The organism is Salmonella sp. SAL4457, from assembly GCF_046548235.1.
GTDB classification, from domain to species: Bacteria; Pseudomonadota; Gammaproteobacteria; order Enterobacterales; family Enterobacteriaceae; genus Salmonella; species Salmonella enterica.
The window spans coordinates 385,247-400,802 of the sequence record NZ_JBGDZO010000002.1; the positions used below are offsets into that span (position 1 = coordinate 385,247).

The following is a 15,556-nucleotide window of genomic DNA, read 5'->3' on the forward strand; positions in this document are numbered from 1 at the left end:
CGGTAATCGGCATCTCGCTTTTAACCCTTGTGCTATTATTCGCACCTTTGGAGCGTCTGCAACGCGCAGGCGCGCTTATCAATCGCTATCTCTTCAGCGAAATAACAAGAAATTGTGGTGACAGATGACCAGTAGCTATCTGCATTTTCCGGACTTTGATCCGGTCATTTTCTCAATTGGGCCCGTCGCGCTTCACTGGTATGGCTTGATGTATCTGGTGGGGTTCGTTTTCGCGATGTGGTTGGCGGTGCGTCGCGCTAACCGTCCGGGAAGCGGTTGGACCAAAAACGAAGTTGAAAATTTACTCTATGCAGGTTTCCTGGGGGTCTTCCTGGGGGGACGTATTGGCTATGTCCTGTTTTATAACTTCCCTCTGTTTCTGGATAACCCGCTCTATTTATTCCGCGTCTGGGACGGCGGCATGTCCTTCCACGGCGGGCTTATCGGCGTGATACTGGTGATGATTATCTTCGCCAGGCGCACGAAGCGCTCGTTCTTTCAGGTGTCTGATTTTATTGCGCCGTTAATTCCGTTCGGCCTGGGCGCCGGGCGTCTGGGCAACTTTATCAACGGTGAATTGTGGGGGCGCGTCGATCCTGACTTCCGGTTTGCCATGCTCTTTCCTGGCTCACGCGCGGAAGATATTGCGCTGCTGCCGTCACATCCGCAATGGCAGCCTATTTTTGATACCTACGGCGTATTGCCGCGCCACCCTTCCCAGTTGTATGAACTGGCATTAGAAGGCGTGGTGCTGTTTATCATCCTTAATCTCTTTATTCGCAAACCGCGTCCGATGGGCGCAGTCTCCGGATTATTCCTGATTGGCTATGGCGCGTTTCGTATCATTGTTGAATTCTTCCGCCAGCCGGACGCGCAATTTACCGGCGCGTGGGTACAGTACATCAGCATGGGGCAGATTCTCTCTATCCCGATGATTATCGCTGGCGCGATCATGATGGTTTGGGCATATCGCCGCCGCCCGCAGCAACACGTTTCCTGAGGAACCATGAAACAGTATTTAGAACTGATGCAAAAAGTGCTGGATGAAGGCACACAGAAAAACGACCGTACCGGCACCGGCACGCTTTCCATTTTTGGCCATCAGATGCGTTTTAACCTGCAGGAAGGCTTTCCTCTGGTGACGACGAAACGCTGCCATTTACGTTCAATTATTCACGAACTGCTATGGTTTTTGCAGGGCGATACCAACATCGCTTACCTGCACGAAAATAATGTCACCATCTGGGACGAATGGGCTGATGAGAACGGCGATTTAGGCCCGGTTTATGGTAAGCAGTGGCGTGCATGGCCAACACCGGATGGCCGCCATATCGATCAGATCGCCACGGTCTTAAGCCAGCTTAAAAACGACCCGGACTCTCGTCGTATTATCGTTTCTGCGTGGAACGTCGGCGAGCTGGATAAGATGGCGCTGGCGCCGTGTCACGCCTTTTTCCAGTTTTATGTCGCAGATGGAAAACTCTCCTGTCAGCTTTATCAGCGCTCCTGCGATGTGTTCCTCGGTCTGCCGTTCAACATTGCCAGCTACGCGTTACTGGTGCATATGATGGCGCAACAGTGCGACCTGGACGTCGGCGATTTTGTCTGGACCGGCGGCGACACGCACCTGTACAGCAACCATATGGAGCAGACGCACCTGCAATTAAGCCGTGAACCGCGCGCGCTGCCGAAATTGGTCATTAAGCGTAAACCCGATTCGCTTTTTGACTACCGGTTCGATGATTTCGAAATTGAAGGCTATGATCCGCACCCCGGTATTAAAGCGCCGGTCGCTATCTAAGCGCTGACGATCCTGCCATAACCGACGTCATCGCGCGTCGGTTTTTTTTACCCTTTGTCTCAATCTTCGGCGCGGATTCCTGAAATTTTGCAACGCGCTGCAAGACATGAACTTTTTTCCGTAACGCGCCGAACAATCTGTATTTGGCGCTCGTTATTTTTGCCCCGCCCGCCATACTGCCGATATGAAAAAACAACAGGGCTATACGCTCATTGAAACGGTGGTCGCGATGTCGCTCATTATCATTCTCAGCGCCACAGGACTTTATGGCTGGCAACGCTGGCAGCAGCAACAGCGACTGTGGCAAACCGCATGTCAGGTGCGGGATTACCTGCTGCAACTTCGTGAGGACGCTCACTGGCATAACCGCGATCATATTCTTCGCGTGGTCAGCGAAGGCGGTTCATGGTGCTTTGTCAGCTCTGTTGCTACGCAAACATCGTGTACGCCATCTTCCCCCTTTGTGTTTACGCCCGACTGGCGTGATGTCGTCCTTGCCGATATCACGCCGTCGTTAGCCTTCTTTGGCCTGCGCAATACGGCATGGGCAGGGCACATCGTACTGAAAAACGCTGCCGGAGAGTGGCGTCTGGTCGTCTCCTCCTGGGGGCGAATCAGGCTATGTGAGCGTAATGAGGCCGCCACGTGTCAATAACCACGCGAGGGTTCTCGCTACTGGAGGTTGTGCTGGCGATGGCGATAGGTTCCATTTTACTGCTTGGGTCCGCACGATTTTTACCGGCGCTACAGCGTGAGATCTGGCACAACACGCGACAGTTATCGCTGGAAGATGAAATCTGGCAGCGAACCTATACCGTAGCGAAGCATCTTCAACGTGCGGGTTACTGTCATGGCCACTGTATTGGCGAAGGGTTACATCTTGCCGAACAGGGGCAATGCGTCATCGTTCAGTGGGACGGGAATAATAACGGTGTCTGGGATACCATACCGGCGAAAGAGGCCGACCAGACCGGGTTTCGTGTGAAGGATAACGTTCTGGAGACATTACGCGGAGCAACATCTTGCCAGGGTAAGGGATGGGAAAAAATGACCGATCCCAATACGGTACTCATCACGGCGTTTACCGTTGAGCGCCGGGATATAACGGGATTCTCGCCAGTGCTCATGCTGCATCTGCGCGGCGCCAGCAAAGCCGAGCCTCAGACGGTTATTGACGCGCAATACAGCGTAACGGGATTTAATCTGTGAATCGGGAACGTGGCGCTTCTTCGCTAATACTGGCGCTTTTAATACTGATTCTGGGCAGTCTGCTACTGCAAGGCGTAAATCAGCAGCAGGCCAGCTATGCCACTCGCGTGACGACGCAGAGCCTGGCGATACAACGCCAGGCGCTCGTACAGTCGGCGCTGGAATGGGGGCGGGGGCAGCTATGGTCAGGCGTAACCGAAATGGAATGTCGGCGCTATTCCCCTTCAGGAGCGAGGGTCTGTTTGCGGAGATTATCGGGGGATGAGGTGGTGATGGCGGCGCAAGATGATGGCATGACGTTATGGCGTTTGGGCAACGTCATTCAGGGAAGCATTGTCTTTTCTCCCCACGGCTGGAGCGATTTTTGTCCGTTAAAAGAGGTGGCGTTATGTCGCATCCCCTGAATTTACAACGCGGGTTTAGCCTCCCGGAAGTTTTAGTGGCGATGGTTCTAATGGTAATGATCGTCACCGCGCTGTCAGGCTATCAGCGGGTATTAATGCACAGTTTTGCATTACGACACCAGTATCTCCAGATCTGGCGGCAGGCGTGGCAGCAAACGGCGCTGTATCCATTTTCGCCTGCTGAGGACTGGAAGGCCAACCGGATGCAGACAACGCAATCGGGATGTGTCAGCATCAGCGTCACGATGGTTTCACCCTCTGGCAGGCAGGGGCAGATGACGCGCTTGCATTGTCCAAATCGTTAATCGTCAGGAGTAATTATGTTAAGGGTCTACCACTCCAATCGTCTGGATGTACTGGAAGCGTTGATGGAATTCATCGTCGAACGCGAGCGGCTGGATGATCCCTTTGAACCAGAAATGATTCTGGTACAAAGCACGGGTATGGCGCAGTGGCTGCAGATGACCCTTTCACAAAAGTTTGGTATTGCGGCGAATATCGCTTTTCCATTACCGGCGAGTTTTATCTGGGAGATGTTTGTCCGCGTGTTGCCGGATATCCCCAAAGAAAGCGCTTTCAGCAAACAAAGCATGAGCTGGAAACTGATGACCTTGCTGCCGCAGTTGCTGGATAAGGATGAGTTTGTACTGCTGCGCCATTATCTGACCGACGACACCGATAAACGCAAACTCTTTCAGCTTTCCGCGCGCGCCGCCGACCTGTTCGATCAGTATCTGGTTTATCGGCCTGACTGGCTTACGCAGTGGGAAGCGGGAAAAACCGTGGAAGGTCTGGGGGAGGCGCAAAACTGGCAGGCGCCGCTGTGGAAAGCATTGGTGGAATATACCGCCGCGCTGGGGCAGCCGCGCTGGCATCGCGCCAATCTCTACCAACGCTTTATTCAAACGCTGGAAAGCGCGACCGCCTGCCCGCCAGGGTTGCCGTCCCGCGTTTTTATTTGCGGTATTTCCGCGTTACCGCCAGTGTATCTCAGAGCATTGCAGGCGCTGGGTAAACATATTGAAATCCATCTCCTTTTTACTAATCCGTGTCGGTATTACTGGGGGGATATTAAAGACCCAGCCTGGCTGGCAAAACTCATGGCTCGCCAGCGTCGTCACAGTTTTGAAGACCGTCATTTACCGTTGTTCCGTGAAAACCAGAATCCGGAAGCCTTATTTAACAGCGACGGTGAACAGGATATCGGTAATCCGCTACTGGCCTCATGGGGAAAACTGGGGCGGGATTATATCTACCTGCTATCTGAACTGGAAAACAGCCAGGAGCTGGATGCGTTTGTTGATATTACGCCAGATAATCTTTTGCATCGGATTCAGGCGGATATCCTTGAACTGGAAAGCCATGCGGTGGCGGGCGTAAATCTTGAGGAGTATTCGCGCAGCGACAATAAGCGTCTGCTCGATCCCGAGGATAACAGCCTCTCTTTTCACGTTTGTCACAGCCCGCAGCGCGAGGTGGAGATACTGCACGATCGCCTGCTGGCGATGCTGGAAGCCGATCCGACGCTAACGCCGCGCGACATTATCGTTATGGTGGCTGATATTGACAGCTATAGCCCGTTTATCCAGGCGGTATTTGGTAGCGCGCCAACGGAGCGCTATCTGCCTTATGCCATTTCCGATCGGCGGGCGCGTCAGTCACATCCGGTGTTACAGGCATTTATCAGCCTACTTTCGTTACCGGACAGCCGCTTCGTCTCCGAGGATGTTCTGGCGTTGTTAGACGTACCGGTATTGGCAGCCCGCTTTACGATCAACGAAGAAGGGCTGCGTTATTTGCGCTTGTGGGTCAATGAGTCAGGCATTCGCTGGGGAATTGACGATGACAACGTACGCGAGCTGGAACTTCCTGCCACAGGGCAGCATACATGGCAATTTGGCCTGACGCGTATGCTGCTGGGGTATGCGATGGAAAGCGCCCAGGGCGAGTGGCAGTCGGTTCTGCCTTATGACGAATCCAGCGGTCTGATTGCCGAGCTGGTCGGGCATCTGGCTTCGCTGTTGATGCAGCTTAATATCTGGCGGCGCGGTCTGGCGCAGGAGCGACCGCTGGAAGAGTGGCTGCCCGTTTGTCGCGACATGCTCAATGATTTCTTCCTGCCCGATGCGGACACGGAAGCGGCAATGACATTGATTGAACAGCAGTGGCAGGCCATTATCGCCGAAGGCGTCGCGGCGGAATATGGCGACGCGGTACCGATTTCGCTACTGCGGGATGAACTGGCGCAGCGTCTGGATCAGGAACGTATTAGCCAGCGCTTCCTGGCGGGCCCCATCAATATTTGTACGCTGATGCCGATGCGTTCCATTCCGTTCAGAGTCGTTTGCCTGCTGGGAATGAACGACGGCGTATACCCGCGCCAGCTTGCGCCGTTGGGCTTTGACCTGATGAGCCAAAAACCCATGCGCGGGGATCGAAGCCGTCGCGACGATGACCGCTACCTGTTTCTGGAAGCGTTAATCTCGGCGCAGCAAACGCTGTATATCAGCTACATCGGTCGCTCCATCCAGGATAATAGCGAACGCTTTCCCTCTGTACTGGTGCAAGAATTGGTGGATTACATCGGGCAAAGCCACTATTTGCCGGGCGACGAAACGCTGACCTGTGATGAGAGCGAAGCACGAGTCAAAGCGCATATTACGCGTCTGCATACCCGTATGCCTTTTGATGCGCAAAATTACCAACCCGGCGAACAGCAAAGTTATGCCAGAGAGTGGTTGCCCGCGGCGAGTCAGTCGGGAAAAGCGCATTCTGACTTTGTGCAGCCGCTTCCTTTTACGATGCCGGAAACATTGACTCTGGAAAGTCTGCAGCGTTTTTGGGCCCATCCGGTACGCGCATTTTTTCAGATGCGGCTTCAGGTTAATTTCCGCTCGGAAGAGAGTGAGATTCCTGATGCGGAACCGTTTGAATTAGAGGGATTGACGCGATATCAACTTAACCAACAGTTGCTCAATACGCTGGTTGAAGAGGACGACGCCGAACGCTTGTTCCGCCGTTTCCGGGCTGCGGGAGAGTTGCCTTACGGCGCGTTTGGCGAAATATTCTGGGATGCGCAATGTCAGGAGATGCAGCAACTGGCAAGCCGGGTTATCGCCTGTCGTAAGCCGAGCCAAAGCCTGGAAGTGGATCTGCTTTGCAATGGCGTTCAGCTAACCGGCTGGCTACCGCAGGTACAGGAGGATGGATTATTGCGCTGGCGTCCCGCTTTAATCAGCGTTGCGCAAGGTGTGCAACTTTGGCTGGAACACCTTGTCTATTGTGCCAGCGGCGGGAGTGGCGAAAGTCGTCTGTTTTTGCGCAAAGAGGGAGAATGGCGATTTCCGCCACTTGATAAAGCGCAGGCAATGGCTTACCTGGCGCAACTGATTGAAGGCTACCGGGAAGGCATGTCTTCTCCGCTATTGGTACTGCCGGAAAGCGGCGGCGCATGGATAAAAGCCTGTTATGACGCTGAAAATGATGTCATGTTAGACGACGATGACACCTTACAGAAGGCCAGAACAAAGTTTCTACAGGCTTATGAAGGCAACATGATGGTGAGCGGCGAAGGCGAAGATATCTGGTATCAACGTCTTTGGCGTCAGCTGGAATCTGAAACGTTGCAGGCTATCATTGCGCAGTCACGGCATTACCTGTTACCGCTGTTTCGTTTTAGTCAGTCTCGTTGATTGTATGAAAATCGCGCCATTAAAAGGCTTCGACTATGATGCGCTCTTCGTCACGGACTGATTACTGATAAAAAAATGCTGCCTGGTTCAGCACAATAATATCCCGTTCCGCTCAGGTCGATGGTTTACGTGACCATACAGATGAGTGGGAATGAAAGTTAATGATGAGGTCCGTGAATGCCCCGCAGCACCTGGTTCAAAGCGTTATTGTTATTGGTCGCCCTCTGGGGGCCTGCAGTTCAGGCGGATATCGGTTGGCAACCGCTGCAAGAAACTATCCGTAAAAGCGATAAAGATACCCGGCAGTATCAGGCGATACGTCTTGATAATGGCATGGTGGTGTTGCTGGTATCCGATCCGCAGGCTGTAAAGTCGCTTTCTGCGTTAGTGGTGCCCGTTGGATCGCTTGAAGATCCTGAGGCTCATCAGGGGCTTGCTCATTATCTTGAGCATATGTGCCTGATGGGGTCAAAAAAATATCCGCAGGCGGATAGCCTTGCCGAATACCTTAAAAGACATGGCGGTAGCCACAACGCCAGCACCGCGCCTTATCGAACAGCCTTCTACCTGGAGGTTGAAAACGACGCGCTTCCAGGTGCCGTAGATCGCCTGGCCGACGCCATTGCCGCGCCATTGCTCAATAAAAAGTATGCCGAACGCGAACGAAACGCGGTGAATGCCGAGCTGACGATGGCGCGCACCCGCGACGGTATGCGTATGGCGCAGGTAAGCGCCGAAACCATTAACCCGGCGCATCCAGGCTCGCACTTTTCTGGCGGCAATCTGGAAACGCTAAGCGATAAGCCGGGAAATCCGGTGCAACAGGCGTTGATCGCTTTTCATGAAAAATACTATTCATCTAATCTGATGAAGGCGGTGATTTACAGTAATAAACCCTTGCCGGAACTGGCGCGTATTGCTGCCGCAACCTATGGCCGCGTGCCGAATAAACAGATTAAAAAACCGGAAATTACCGTACCTGTCATCACCGAGGCGCAGAAGGGCATCATTATTCATTACGTGCCGGCACTACCGCGTAAAGTGCTGCGCGTGGAGTTTCGTATTGATAACAATAGCGCGCAGTTCCGCAGCAAGACCGATGAACTGGTCTCTTATCTAATTGGCAATCGTAGCCCGGGGACGCTCTCTGACTGGCTGCAAAAACAAGGACTGGTCGAAGGTATTAGCGCGGATTCCGATCCGATTGTTAATGGTAACAGCGGCGTATTTGCCATTTCGGCAACGCTGACCGATAAAGGTTTGGCCAATCGTGATGAAGTCGTCGCGGCTATTTTCAGCTATCTCAATATGTTACGTGAAAAAGGGATAGATAAACGTTACTTTGACGAGCTGGCGCATGTGCTGGATCTCGACTTCCGCTATCCGTCGATTACCCGCGATATGGACTATGTCGAATGGCTGGCGGACACTATGATCCGCGTCCCGGTAGCGCATACGCTGGATGCGGCGAATATCGCCGATCGTTACGATCCTGCCGCTATCAAAAATCGCCTGGCGATGATGACGCCGCAGAATGCGCGCATCTGGTACATCAGTCCCCAGGAACCCCATAATAAGATTGCGTATTTTGTGGATGCGCCTTATCAGGTCGATAAGATTAGCGAACAGACGTTTAAAAACTGGCAGCAAAAAGCACAGGGCATTGCGTTGTCGCTGCCGGAGTTAAACCCCTATATTCCTGATGATTTCACGCTTGTGAAGAATGACAAAAACTACGTGCGGCCAGAACTGATTGTCGATAAAGCGGATTTGCGTGTGGTTTATGCGCCGAGTCGTTATTTCGCCAGCGAGCCAAAAGCTGACGTGAGCGTGGTATTGCGTAACCCGCAGGCGATGGACAGCGCCCGCAATCAGGTACTGTTCGCCCTTAATGATTATCTGGCGGGAATGGCGCTCGATCAGCTCAGCAACCAGGCGGCAGTGGGCGGCATTAGCTTTTCTACTAACGCCAACAATGGTCTGATGGTCACTGCGAACGGTTATACCCAGCGTTTGCCGCAGCTTTTCCTGGCGTTGCTGGAAGGATATTTTAGCTACGACGCCACGGAGGAACAGCTGGCGCAGGCGAAATCCTGGTATACGCAGATGATGGATTCTGCGGAGAAGGGAAAAGCCTACGAACAGGCGATTATGCCAGTGCAGATGATTTCGCAGGTGCCTTATTTTTCCCGTGATGAACGTCGCGCTTTGCTGCCGTCCATTACGTTGAAAGAGGTGATGGCCTATCGTAATGCGTTAAAAACGGGCGCTCGTCCGGAATTTCTGGTTATAGGGAATATGAGCGAAGCCCAGGCGACCTCTCTGGCGCAAGATGTTCAAAAACAGCTCGCGGCGAACGGATCGGCGTGGTGTCGTAACAAAGACGTGGTGGTTGAGAAAAAGCAGTCCGTAATATTTGAAAAAGCGGGCAGTAGCACCGACTCCGCGTTAGCAGCGGTCTTTGTCCCGGTCGGCTACGACGAGTACGTCAGCGCCGCCTACAGCGCGATGTTAGGTCAGATTGTTCAACCGTGGTTTTACAATCAGCTACGAACCGAAGAGCAACTGGGATACGCCGTTTTTGCCTTTCCGATGAGCGTTGGCCGTCAGTGGGGAATGGGATTCCTGCTACAGAGCAACGATAAACAGCCCTCTTACCTGTGGCAACGCTATCAGGCATTTTTCCCTGACGCCGAGGCGAAGCTGAGGGCGATGAAGCCGGAAGAGTTCGCCCAAATTCAGCAGGCGATCATTACGCAAATGCGCCAGGCGCCGCAAACGTTGGGCGAAGAAGCATCCCGTTTAAGCAAGGATTTCGATCGGGGTAATATGCGCTTTGACTCGCGTGATAAAATCATCGCTCAGATAAAATTGCTGACGCCACAAAAGCTTGCCGACTTCTTCCACCTGGCGGTGGTGGAACCACAAGGTATGGCAATATTGTCACAGATTGCTGGTAGCCAGAATGGAAAAGCAGAATACGTGCATCCGACAGGCTGGAAAGTGTGGGATAACGTCAGCGCATTGCAGCAAACGTTACCTCTAATGAGCGAAAAGAATGAATGATGTCGCCGAGACTCTTGATCCTCTACGCTTGCCCCTGACAGGCGAGCGTTTGATTGAAGCATCAGCGGGCACAGGCAAAACGTTTACTATCGCGGCGCTGTATCTGCGGTTATTGCTCGGCCTGGGCGGCAGTGCCGCATTTCCCCGCCCGTTGACCGTTGAAGAACTGCTGGTGGTAACCTTTACGGAGGCCGCCACTGAAGAGCTGCGTGGGCGAATCCGCAGTAATATCCATGAGTTGCGTATCGCCTGTCTGCGGGAAAGCACGGATAATCCGCTTTATGCCCGCTTGCTGGAAGAAATTAGCGACAAAAAGCAGGCCGCACAGTGGTTATTACTGGCGGAACGACAAATGGACGAGGCCGCGGTTTTTACCATCCACGGTTTTTGCCAGCGTATGCTCAGCCTGAACGCTTTCGAATCCGGTATGTTGTTTGAGCAACAGCTTATTGAAGACGAATCTTTGTTGCGTTATCAGGCCTGCGCCGATTTCTGGCGGCGTCATTGCTATCCGCTGCCGCGCGACATCGCGCAGGTGGTGTTTGACGTGTGGAAGGGACCGAAGGCGCTCTTAAAGGATATCGATCGTTATCTGCAGGGCGAAGCGCCGGTCATTAAAGCGCCGCCATCGCAGGAGGAGACGCTGGCATCGCGTCATGAACAGATCCTGGCGCGCATCAACCAGGTGAAGCAGCAGTGGTGTGAGGCGGTTAGCGAGCTGGACGCGCTGATCGAATCATCCGGCATCGATCGCAGAAAATTCAACCGCGGCAATCAGGCGAAATGGATCGAAAAGATCACCTCGTGGGCGCAAGAAGAGACGAAAAACTATCAATTACCCGAGGCGTTGGGAAAATTTTCACAGCGTTTTTTAGCTGAGCGCACCAAAGCTGGCGGCGTGACGCCCCAGCACCCATTGTTTGTCGCCATCGATAACCTGTTGGGCGAACCGCTATCGATTAAAGATCTGGTTCTTACCCGAGCGCTCTCAGAGATCCGTGAAACGGTGGCTCAGGAAAAACGCCGGCGCGGCGAGCTGGGGTTTGACGATATGCTCAGCCGTTTAGATACCGCGCTGCGTAGTGAAAGCGGCGAGGCGCTGGCTGCGGCGATTTGTACCCGTTTTCCGGTGGCGATGATCGATGAATTTCAGGATACCGACCCACAACAGTACCGTATTTTTCGCCGTATCTGGCGACATCAACCCGATACGGCGCTATTGCTGATTGGCGATCCTAAACAGGCGATTTATGCGTTTCGTGGCGCGGATATCTTTACCTACATGAAGGCTCGCAGCGAAGTGAGCGCGCACTATACCCTTGACACTAACTGGCGCTCCGCGCCGGGGATGGTGAATAGCGTTAACAAGCTGTTCAGTCAGATGAATGACGCCTTTATGTTCCGCGATATTCCCTTCAGTCCGGTAAAGTTTGCGCCCAGAAACCAGTCGCTGCAATTTAAAGTGAATGACGCGCCTCAACCGGCGATGACCCTGTGGCTAATGGAGGGGGAAAGCTGCGGTTCGGGCGATTATCAAAGTTATATGGCGCAGGTGTGCGCCACGCAAATTCGCGACTGGCTGCGTGCCGGGCAAACGGGCGACGCGCTGCTGACGAACGGCGATTCGTCGCGGCCCGTTCGCGCCTCGGATATTAGCGTGCTGGTGCGCAGCAGGCGGGAAGCCGCGCTGATACGGGATGCGCTGACCTTACTGGCGATCCCCTCCGTCTATCTTTCTAACCGCGACAGCGTATTCGAAACGCTCGAAGCGCAGGAGATGCTGTGGGTGTTGCAGGCGGTGATGGCGCCCGAACGTGAGAATACGCTGCGTAGCGCTCTGGCGACATCAATGATGGGCCTTACCGCGCTGGATATCGAAACGCTTAACAATGATGAAAATGCGTGGGATGCGGTTGTCGAAGAGTTTGATGGCTACCGACAGATTTGGCATAAACGCGGCGTGATGCCTATGCTGCGCGCGCTAATGTCGGCGCGCAATATTGCTGAAAACCTGCTGGCGACGGCGGGAGGCGAACGTCGGCTGACGGATATTTTGCATATTAGCGAGCTGTTACAGGAAGCCGGTTCGCAGCTGGAAAGCGAACATGCGCTGGTGCGTTGGCTGGCGCAGCATATCCTTGAACCCGATAGCAATGCTTCCAGCCAGCAACTACGTCTGGAAAGCGATAAGCATCTGGTGCAAATCGTCACCATTCATAAATCGAAAGGTCTGGAATACCCGCTGGTCTGGTTACCTTTTATCACCCATTTCCGCGTGCAGGACCAGGCTTTTTATCACGACAGGCACTCCTACGAGGCGGTGCTGGACCTTAGTCACGCCGAAGAGAGCATAGCACTGGCGGAAGCCGAACGCCTGGCGGAAGACCTGCGCCTACTTTATGTCGCGCTGACCCGTGCAGTGTGGCATTGCAGCCTCGGCGTCGCGCCGCTGGTGCGGCGTCGTAGCGATAAGAAAGGCGAGACGGATGTGCACCAAAGCGCGCTTGGGCGACTCCTGCAAAAAGGCGAACCGATGGATGCCGCAGGCCTTCGCGCCTGTATTGAGGCGCTATGCGACGAGGATATCGTGTGTCGAACGCCAGGCAGTACGGATAACGACCGCTGGCAAATTGCCGCTGCATCGCACGCGGAACTCAGCGCCAGAACGCTGCAACGTCTGCTTTATGATAGCTGGCGCGTCACCAGTTATTCCGGTTTGCAGCAGCGGGGACATAGCGTGGCGCAAGATCTTATTCCTTGTCTCGACATTGACGCCGCAGGCGTTGGCGAAGCGGCGGAAGCGCCGGCAATGACGCCGCATCACTTTCCTCGCGGGGCATCGCCGGGAACATTTTTGCACAGCCTGTTTGAAGAGCTTGATTTTACTCAACCGATAGACCCCCAATGGGTACAGGAAAAACTGGAGCTGAGTGGTTTTGAAACGCGATGGGAGCCCGTACTTACCCGCTGGCTGAACACCGTGTTACACGTTCCCCTTAACGAGACGGGCGTTAGTCTGAGCGTGCTGACCGGGCGTGAAAAACAGGTCGAAATGGAGTTTTATCTGCCGATTGCCCAGCCGCTTACCGCCGGAGAGCTGGATGCGTTGATTCGTCGATACGACCCGCTTTCAGCAGGTTGCCCTGCGCTGGATTTCATGCAGGTTCGCGGCATGTTAAAGGGCTTTATCGACCTGGTTTTTCGTTATGAGGGGCGCTATTACCTGCTCGACTATAAATCTAACTGGCTGGGCGAGGATAGCGCCGCTTATACCCAGGCGGCGATGGCTACGGCGATGCAGGCGCATCGCTATGATTTGCAGTACCAGCTTTATACGCTGGCATTGCATCGTTACCTTCGTCATCGCATGGCGAATTACGACTATGAACGCCATTTCGGCGGCGTCATCTATCTCTTTTTACGCGGGGTGGATAGCGAACGTCCGCAGCAGGGTATTTTTACCACTCGCCCTGCGGCGGCGTTAATTAACCAACTGGATGATATGTTTGCAGGTGAAATGAGTGAGGAGGCGCAATGACAATCCAGGAGCGGTTGCTGGAGGCCGTTGAACAAAAACTCTTACGGCCCATTGATGCCCAGTTTGCTTTAACCGTCGCCGGTAACGACGATCCCGCCGTGACGCTGGCGGCAGCGCTGCTTAGTCATGACGCAGGTGAAGGTCACGTGTGTCTGCCGTTGTCGCGTTTAACGTTAACGGAGGAGGCGCATCCCTTACTGGTCGCCTGGATAAGCGAAACGGCTACGCCAATCGACTGGAAAAAGCGGTTACTGGCGTCTGCGGCGGTTAGCTGCGGCGATAGCCCCGCGCCGTTAATTCTGTGCGGCGATCGTCTCTACCTGAATCGCATGTGGTGCAACGAGCGTACGGTTGCGCGCTTTTTTAACGAGGTTAACCAGGCCATCGCCGTAGATGAAGATCAGTTATCCCGTATTCTGGACGCGCTATTCCCTCCGACAGACGAGGTGAACTGGCAAAAGGTGGCCGCCGCCGTAGCGCTAACTCGCCGTATCTCCGTGATTTCAGGCGGTCCCGGCACCGGTAAAACCACCACCGTCGCGAAGCTGCTGGCGGCATTAATTCAAATGGCGGATGGCGAACGTTGCCGTATCCGGCTGGCAGCGCCGACCGGGAAAGCGGCCGCACGCCTGACGGAGTCGCTCGGCGCGGCGTTGCGTCAGCTTCCACTTACCGATGCGCAGAAAAAGCGTATACCGGAGGACGCCAGTACGCTGCACCGACTGCTAGGCGCACAGCCCGGCAGCCAGCGATTACGCCATCATGCGGGCAACCCGCTGCATCTGGACGTGCTGGTGGTCGATGAAGCATCAATGATTGATTTGCCGATGATGTCACGTTTGATTGACGCTCTGCCGCCGCACGGGCGGGTCATTTTTCTTGGCGATCGCGATCAGTTGGCATCCGTTGAGGCGGGCGCTGTGTTGGGCGATATTTGCGCCTATGTCAACGCAGGGTTTACGGCGGAACGCGCCCGACAGCTAAGTCGACTCACAGGGAGCGCCATTCCGGCGGGGGCCGGAACGCAAGCCGCATCTTTACGCGATAGCCTCTGTTTATTGCAAAAGAGCTACCGTTTCGGCAGCGATTCTGGCATCGGCAAGCTGGCGGCGGCAATTAACTGCGGCGACAGGTCGGAAATCCAGGCTGTTTTTCAGCAGGGGTTTAGCGATATAGAGAAGCGTACATTGCAAAGCAGCGACGATTATGCCGGGATGCTGGATGAAGCGCTGGCGGGCTATGGTCGCTACCTGCGGTTGCTGCATGAGAAAGCGGCGCCGGAGGCAATCCTGCAGGCTTTCAATGAGTATCAACTGCTTTGCGCGCTGCGCGAAGGCCCATTTGGCGTGAGGGGATTGAATGACCGCATTGAGCAGGCGATGGTGCAGCAACGAAAAATTCAGCGGCATCCGCACTCTCGCTGGTATGAAGGGCGTCCGGTAATGATTGCGCGCAACGATAGCGCGTTGGGGCTATTTAACGGCGATATTGGTATTGCGCTCGATCGCGGGCAGGGGTTACGCGTCTGGTTTGTGATGCCGGACGGCACGATCAAGTCCGTTCAGCCCAGCCGTCTGCCGGAACATGATACAACCTGGGCGATGACGGTACATAAATCACAGGGGTCTGAATTTGATCACGCCGCGCTGATTTTACCCAGCCAACGTTCGCCGGTCGTGACGCGGGAGCTGGTGTATACCGCGGTTACGCGGGCGCGGCGGCGGTTATCGCTGTATGCCGATGAACGGATCCTGGCAGGCGCGATTGTGACGCGTACAGAACGGCGCAGCGGATTAGCCACCTTATTTGATGAAGTCAGTCGTACCGGATAAGAAGAGTTCTCGCC

Annotated in this window: 10 protein-coding genes; all 10 read left to right on the top strand. The window is 54.3% G+C overall.

Features of this window, described 5'->3' with window-relative positions:
* The first annotated feature begins 124 nt into the window (after positions 1-124).
* The 10 genes from lgt to recD all read left to right on the top strand — a co-directional run bounded on the left by lgt (position 125) and on the right by recD (position 15,542).
* Entirely contained in the window at positions 125-1,000 is an 876-nt protein-coding gene (gene lgt / locus ACLJNW_RS09475; RefSeq protein WP_000204645.1) for a prolipoprotein diacylglyceryl transferase, read from the top strand.
* Positions 1,001-1,006: 6 nt separating this feature from the next.
* Positions 1,007-1,801 carry a thymidylate synthase gene (thyA, locus tag ACLJNW_RS09480; RefSeq protein WP_000816247.1) on the top strand — a complete coding sequence of 265 codons (795 nt, stop codon included), beginning with the start codon at positions 1,007-1,009 and terminating at the stop codon, positions 1,799-1,801.
* A 184-nt stretch (positions 1,802-1,985) separates the two neighbouring features.
* Complete coding sequence (locus ACLJNW_RS09485) at positions 1,986-2,456, top strand: prepilin peptidase-dependent protein (RefSeq protein WP_000744668.1); 471 nt, start codon at positions 1,986-1,988, stop codon at positions 2,454-2,456.
* Complete coding sequence (locus ACLJNW_RS09490) at positions 2,447-3,010, top strand: prepilin peptidase-dependent protein (RefSeq protein ID WP_000029153.1); 564 nt, start codon at positions 2,447-2,449, stop codon at positions 3,008-3,010. The genes ACLJNW_RS09485 and ACLJNW_RS09490 overlap by 10 nt, the downstream gene beginning before the upstream one ends.
* The gene (locus ACLJNW_RS09495) at positions 3,007-3,414 is read left to right on the top strand and encodes a DUF2509 family protein (RefSeq protein ID WP_023204008.1); all 408 of its coding nucleotides are present in this window, start codon (positions 3,007-3,009) and stop codon (positions 3,412-3,414) included. The genes ACLJNW_RS09490 and ACLJNW_RS09495 overlap by 4 nt, the downstream gene beginning before the upstream one ends.
* Positions 3,399-3,719, top strand: coding sequence for a prepilin-type N-terminal cleavage/methylation domain-containing protein (locus ACLJNW_RS09500; RefSeq protein ID WP_000019291.1), 321 nt, complete (start codon positions 3,399-3,401; stop codon positions 3,717-3,719). Before ACLJNW_RS09495 ends, ACLJNW_RS09500 begins: the two co-directional genes overlap by 16 nt.
* Before the next feature lie 15 nt (positions 3,720-3,734).
* Positions 3,735-7,106, top strand: coding sequence for an exodeoxyribonuclease V subunit gamma (recC, locus tag ACLJNW_RS09505; RefSeq protein ID WP_000946831.1), 3,372 nt, complete (start codon positions 3,735-3,737; stop codon positions 7,104-7,106).
* A gap of 177 nt (positions 7,107-7,283) precedes the next feature.
* Positions 7,284-10,172: a pitrilysin gene (ptrA, locus tag ACLJNW_RS09510; protein WP_023204009.1), complete on the top strand. Its 2,889-nt coding sequence runs from the start codon at positions 7,284-7,286 to the stop codon at positions 10,170-10,172.
* Positions 10,165-13,710 carry an exodeoxyribonuclease V subunit beta gene (recB, locus tag ACLJNW_RS09515; protein ID WP_023204010.1) on the top strand — a complete coding sequence of 1,182 codons (3,546 nt, stop codon included), beginning with the start codon at positions 10,165-10,167 and terminating at the stop codon, positions 13,708-13,710. The genes ptrA and recB overlap by 8 nt, the downstream gene beginning before the upstream one ends.
* The gene (recD, locus tag ACLJNW_RS09520) at positions 13,707-15,542 is read left to right on the top strand and encodes an exodeoxyribonuclease V subunit alpha (protein WP_023204011.1); all 1,836 of its coding nucleotides are present in this window, start codon (positions 13,707-13,709) and stop codon (positions 15,540-15,542) included. The genes recB and recD overlap by 4 nt, the downstream gene beginning before the upstream one ends.
* The last annotated feature ends 14 nt before the right edge of the window (positions 15,543-15,556 follow it).

Coding starts and splice junctions, on each gene's coding strand:
- lgt (WP_000204645.1), top strand. CDS start 125: ATGACCAGTAGCTATCTGCATTTTCCGGACTTTGATCCGGTCATTTTC.
- thyA (WP_000816247.1), top strand. CDS start 1,007: ATGAAACAGTATTTAGAACTGATGCAAAAAGTGCTGGATGAAGGCACA.
- ACLJNW_RS09485 (WP_000744668.1), top strand. CDS start 1,986: ATGAAAAAACAACAGGGCTATACGCTCATTGAAACGGTGGTCGCGATG.
- ACLJNW_RS09500 (WP_000019291.1), top strand. CDS start 3,399: ATGTCGCATCCCCTGAATTTACAACGCGGGTTTAGCCTCCCGGAAGTT.
- recC (WP_000946831.1), top strand. CDS start 3,735: ATGTTAAGGGTCTACCACTCCAATCGTCTGGATGTACTGGAAGCGTTG.
- ptrA (WP_023204009.1), top strand. CDS start 7,284: ATGCCCCGCAGCACCTGGTTCAAAGCGTTATTGTTATTGGTCGCCCTC.
- recB (WP_023204010.1), top strand. CDS start 10,165: ATGAATGATGTCGCCGAGACTCTTGATCCTCTACGCTTGCCCCTGACA.
- recD (WP_023204011.1), top strand. CDS start 13,707: ATGACAATCCAGGAGCGGTTGCTGGAGGCCGTTGAACAAAAACTCTTA.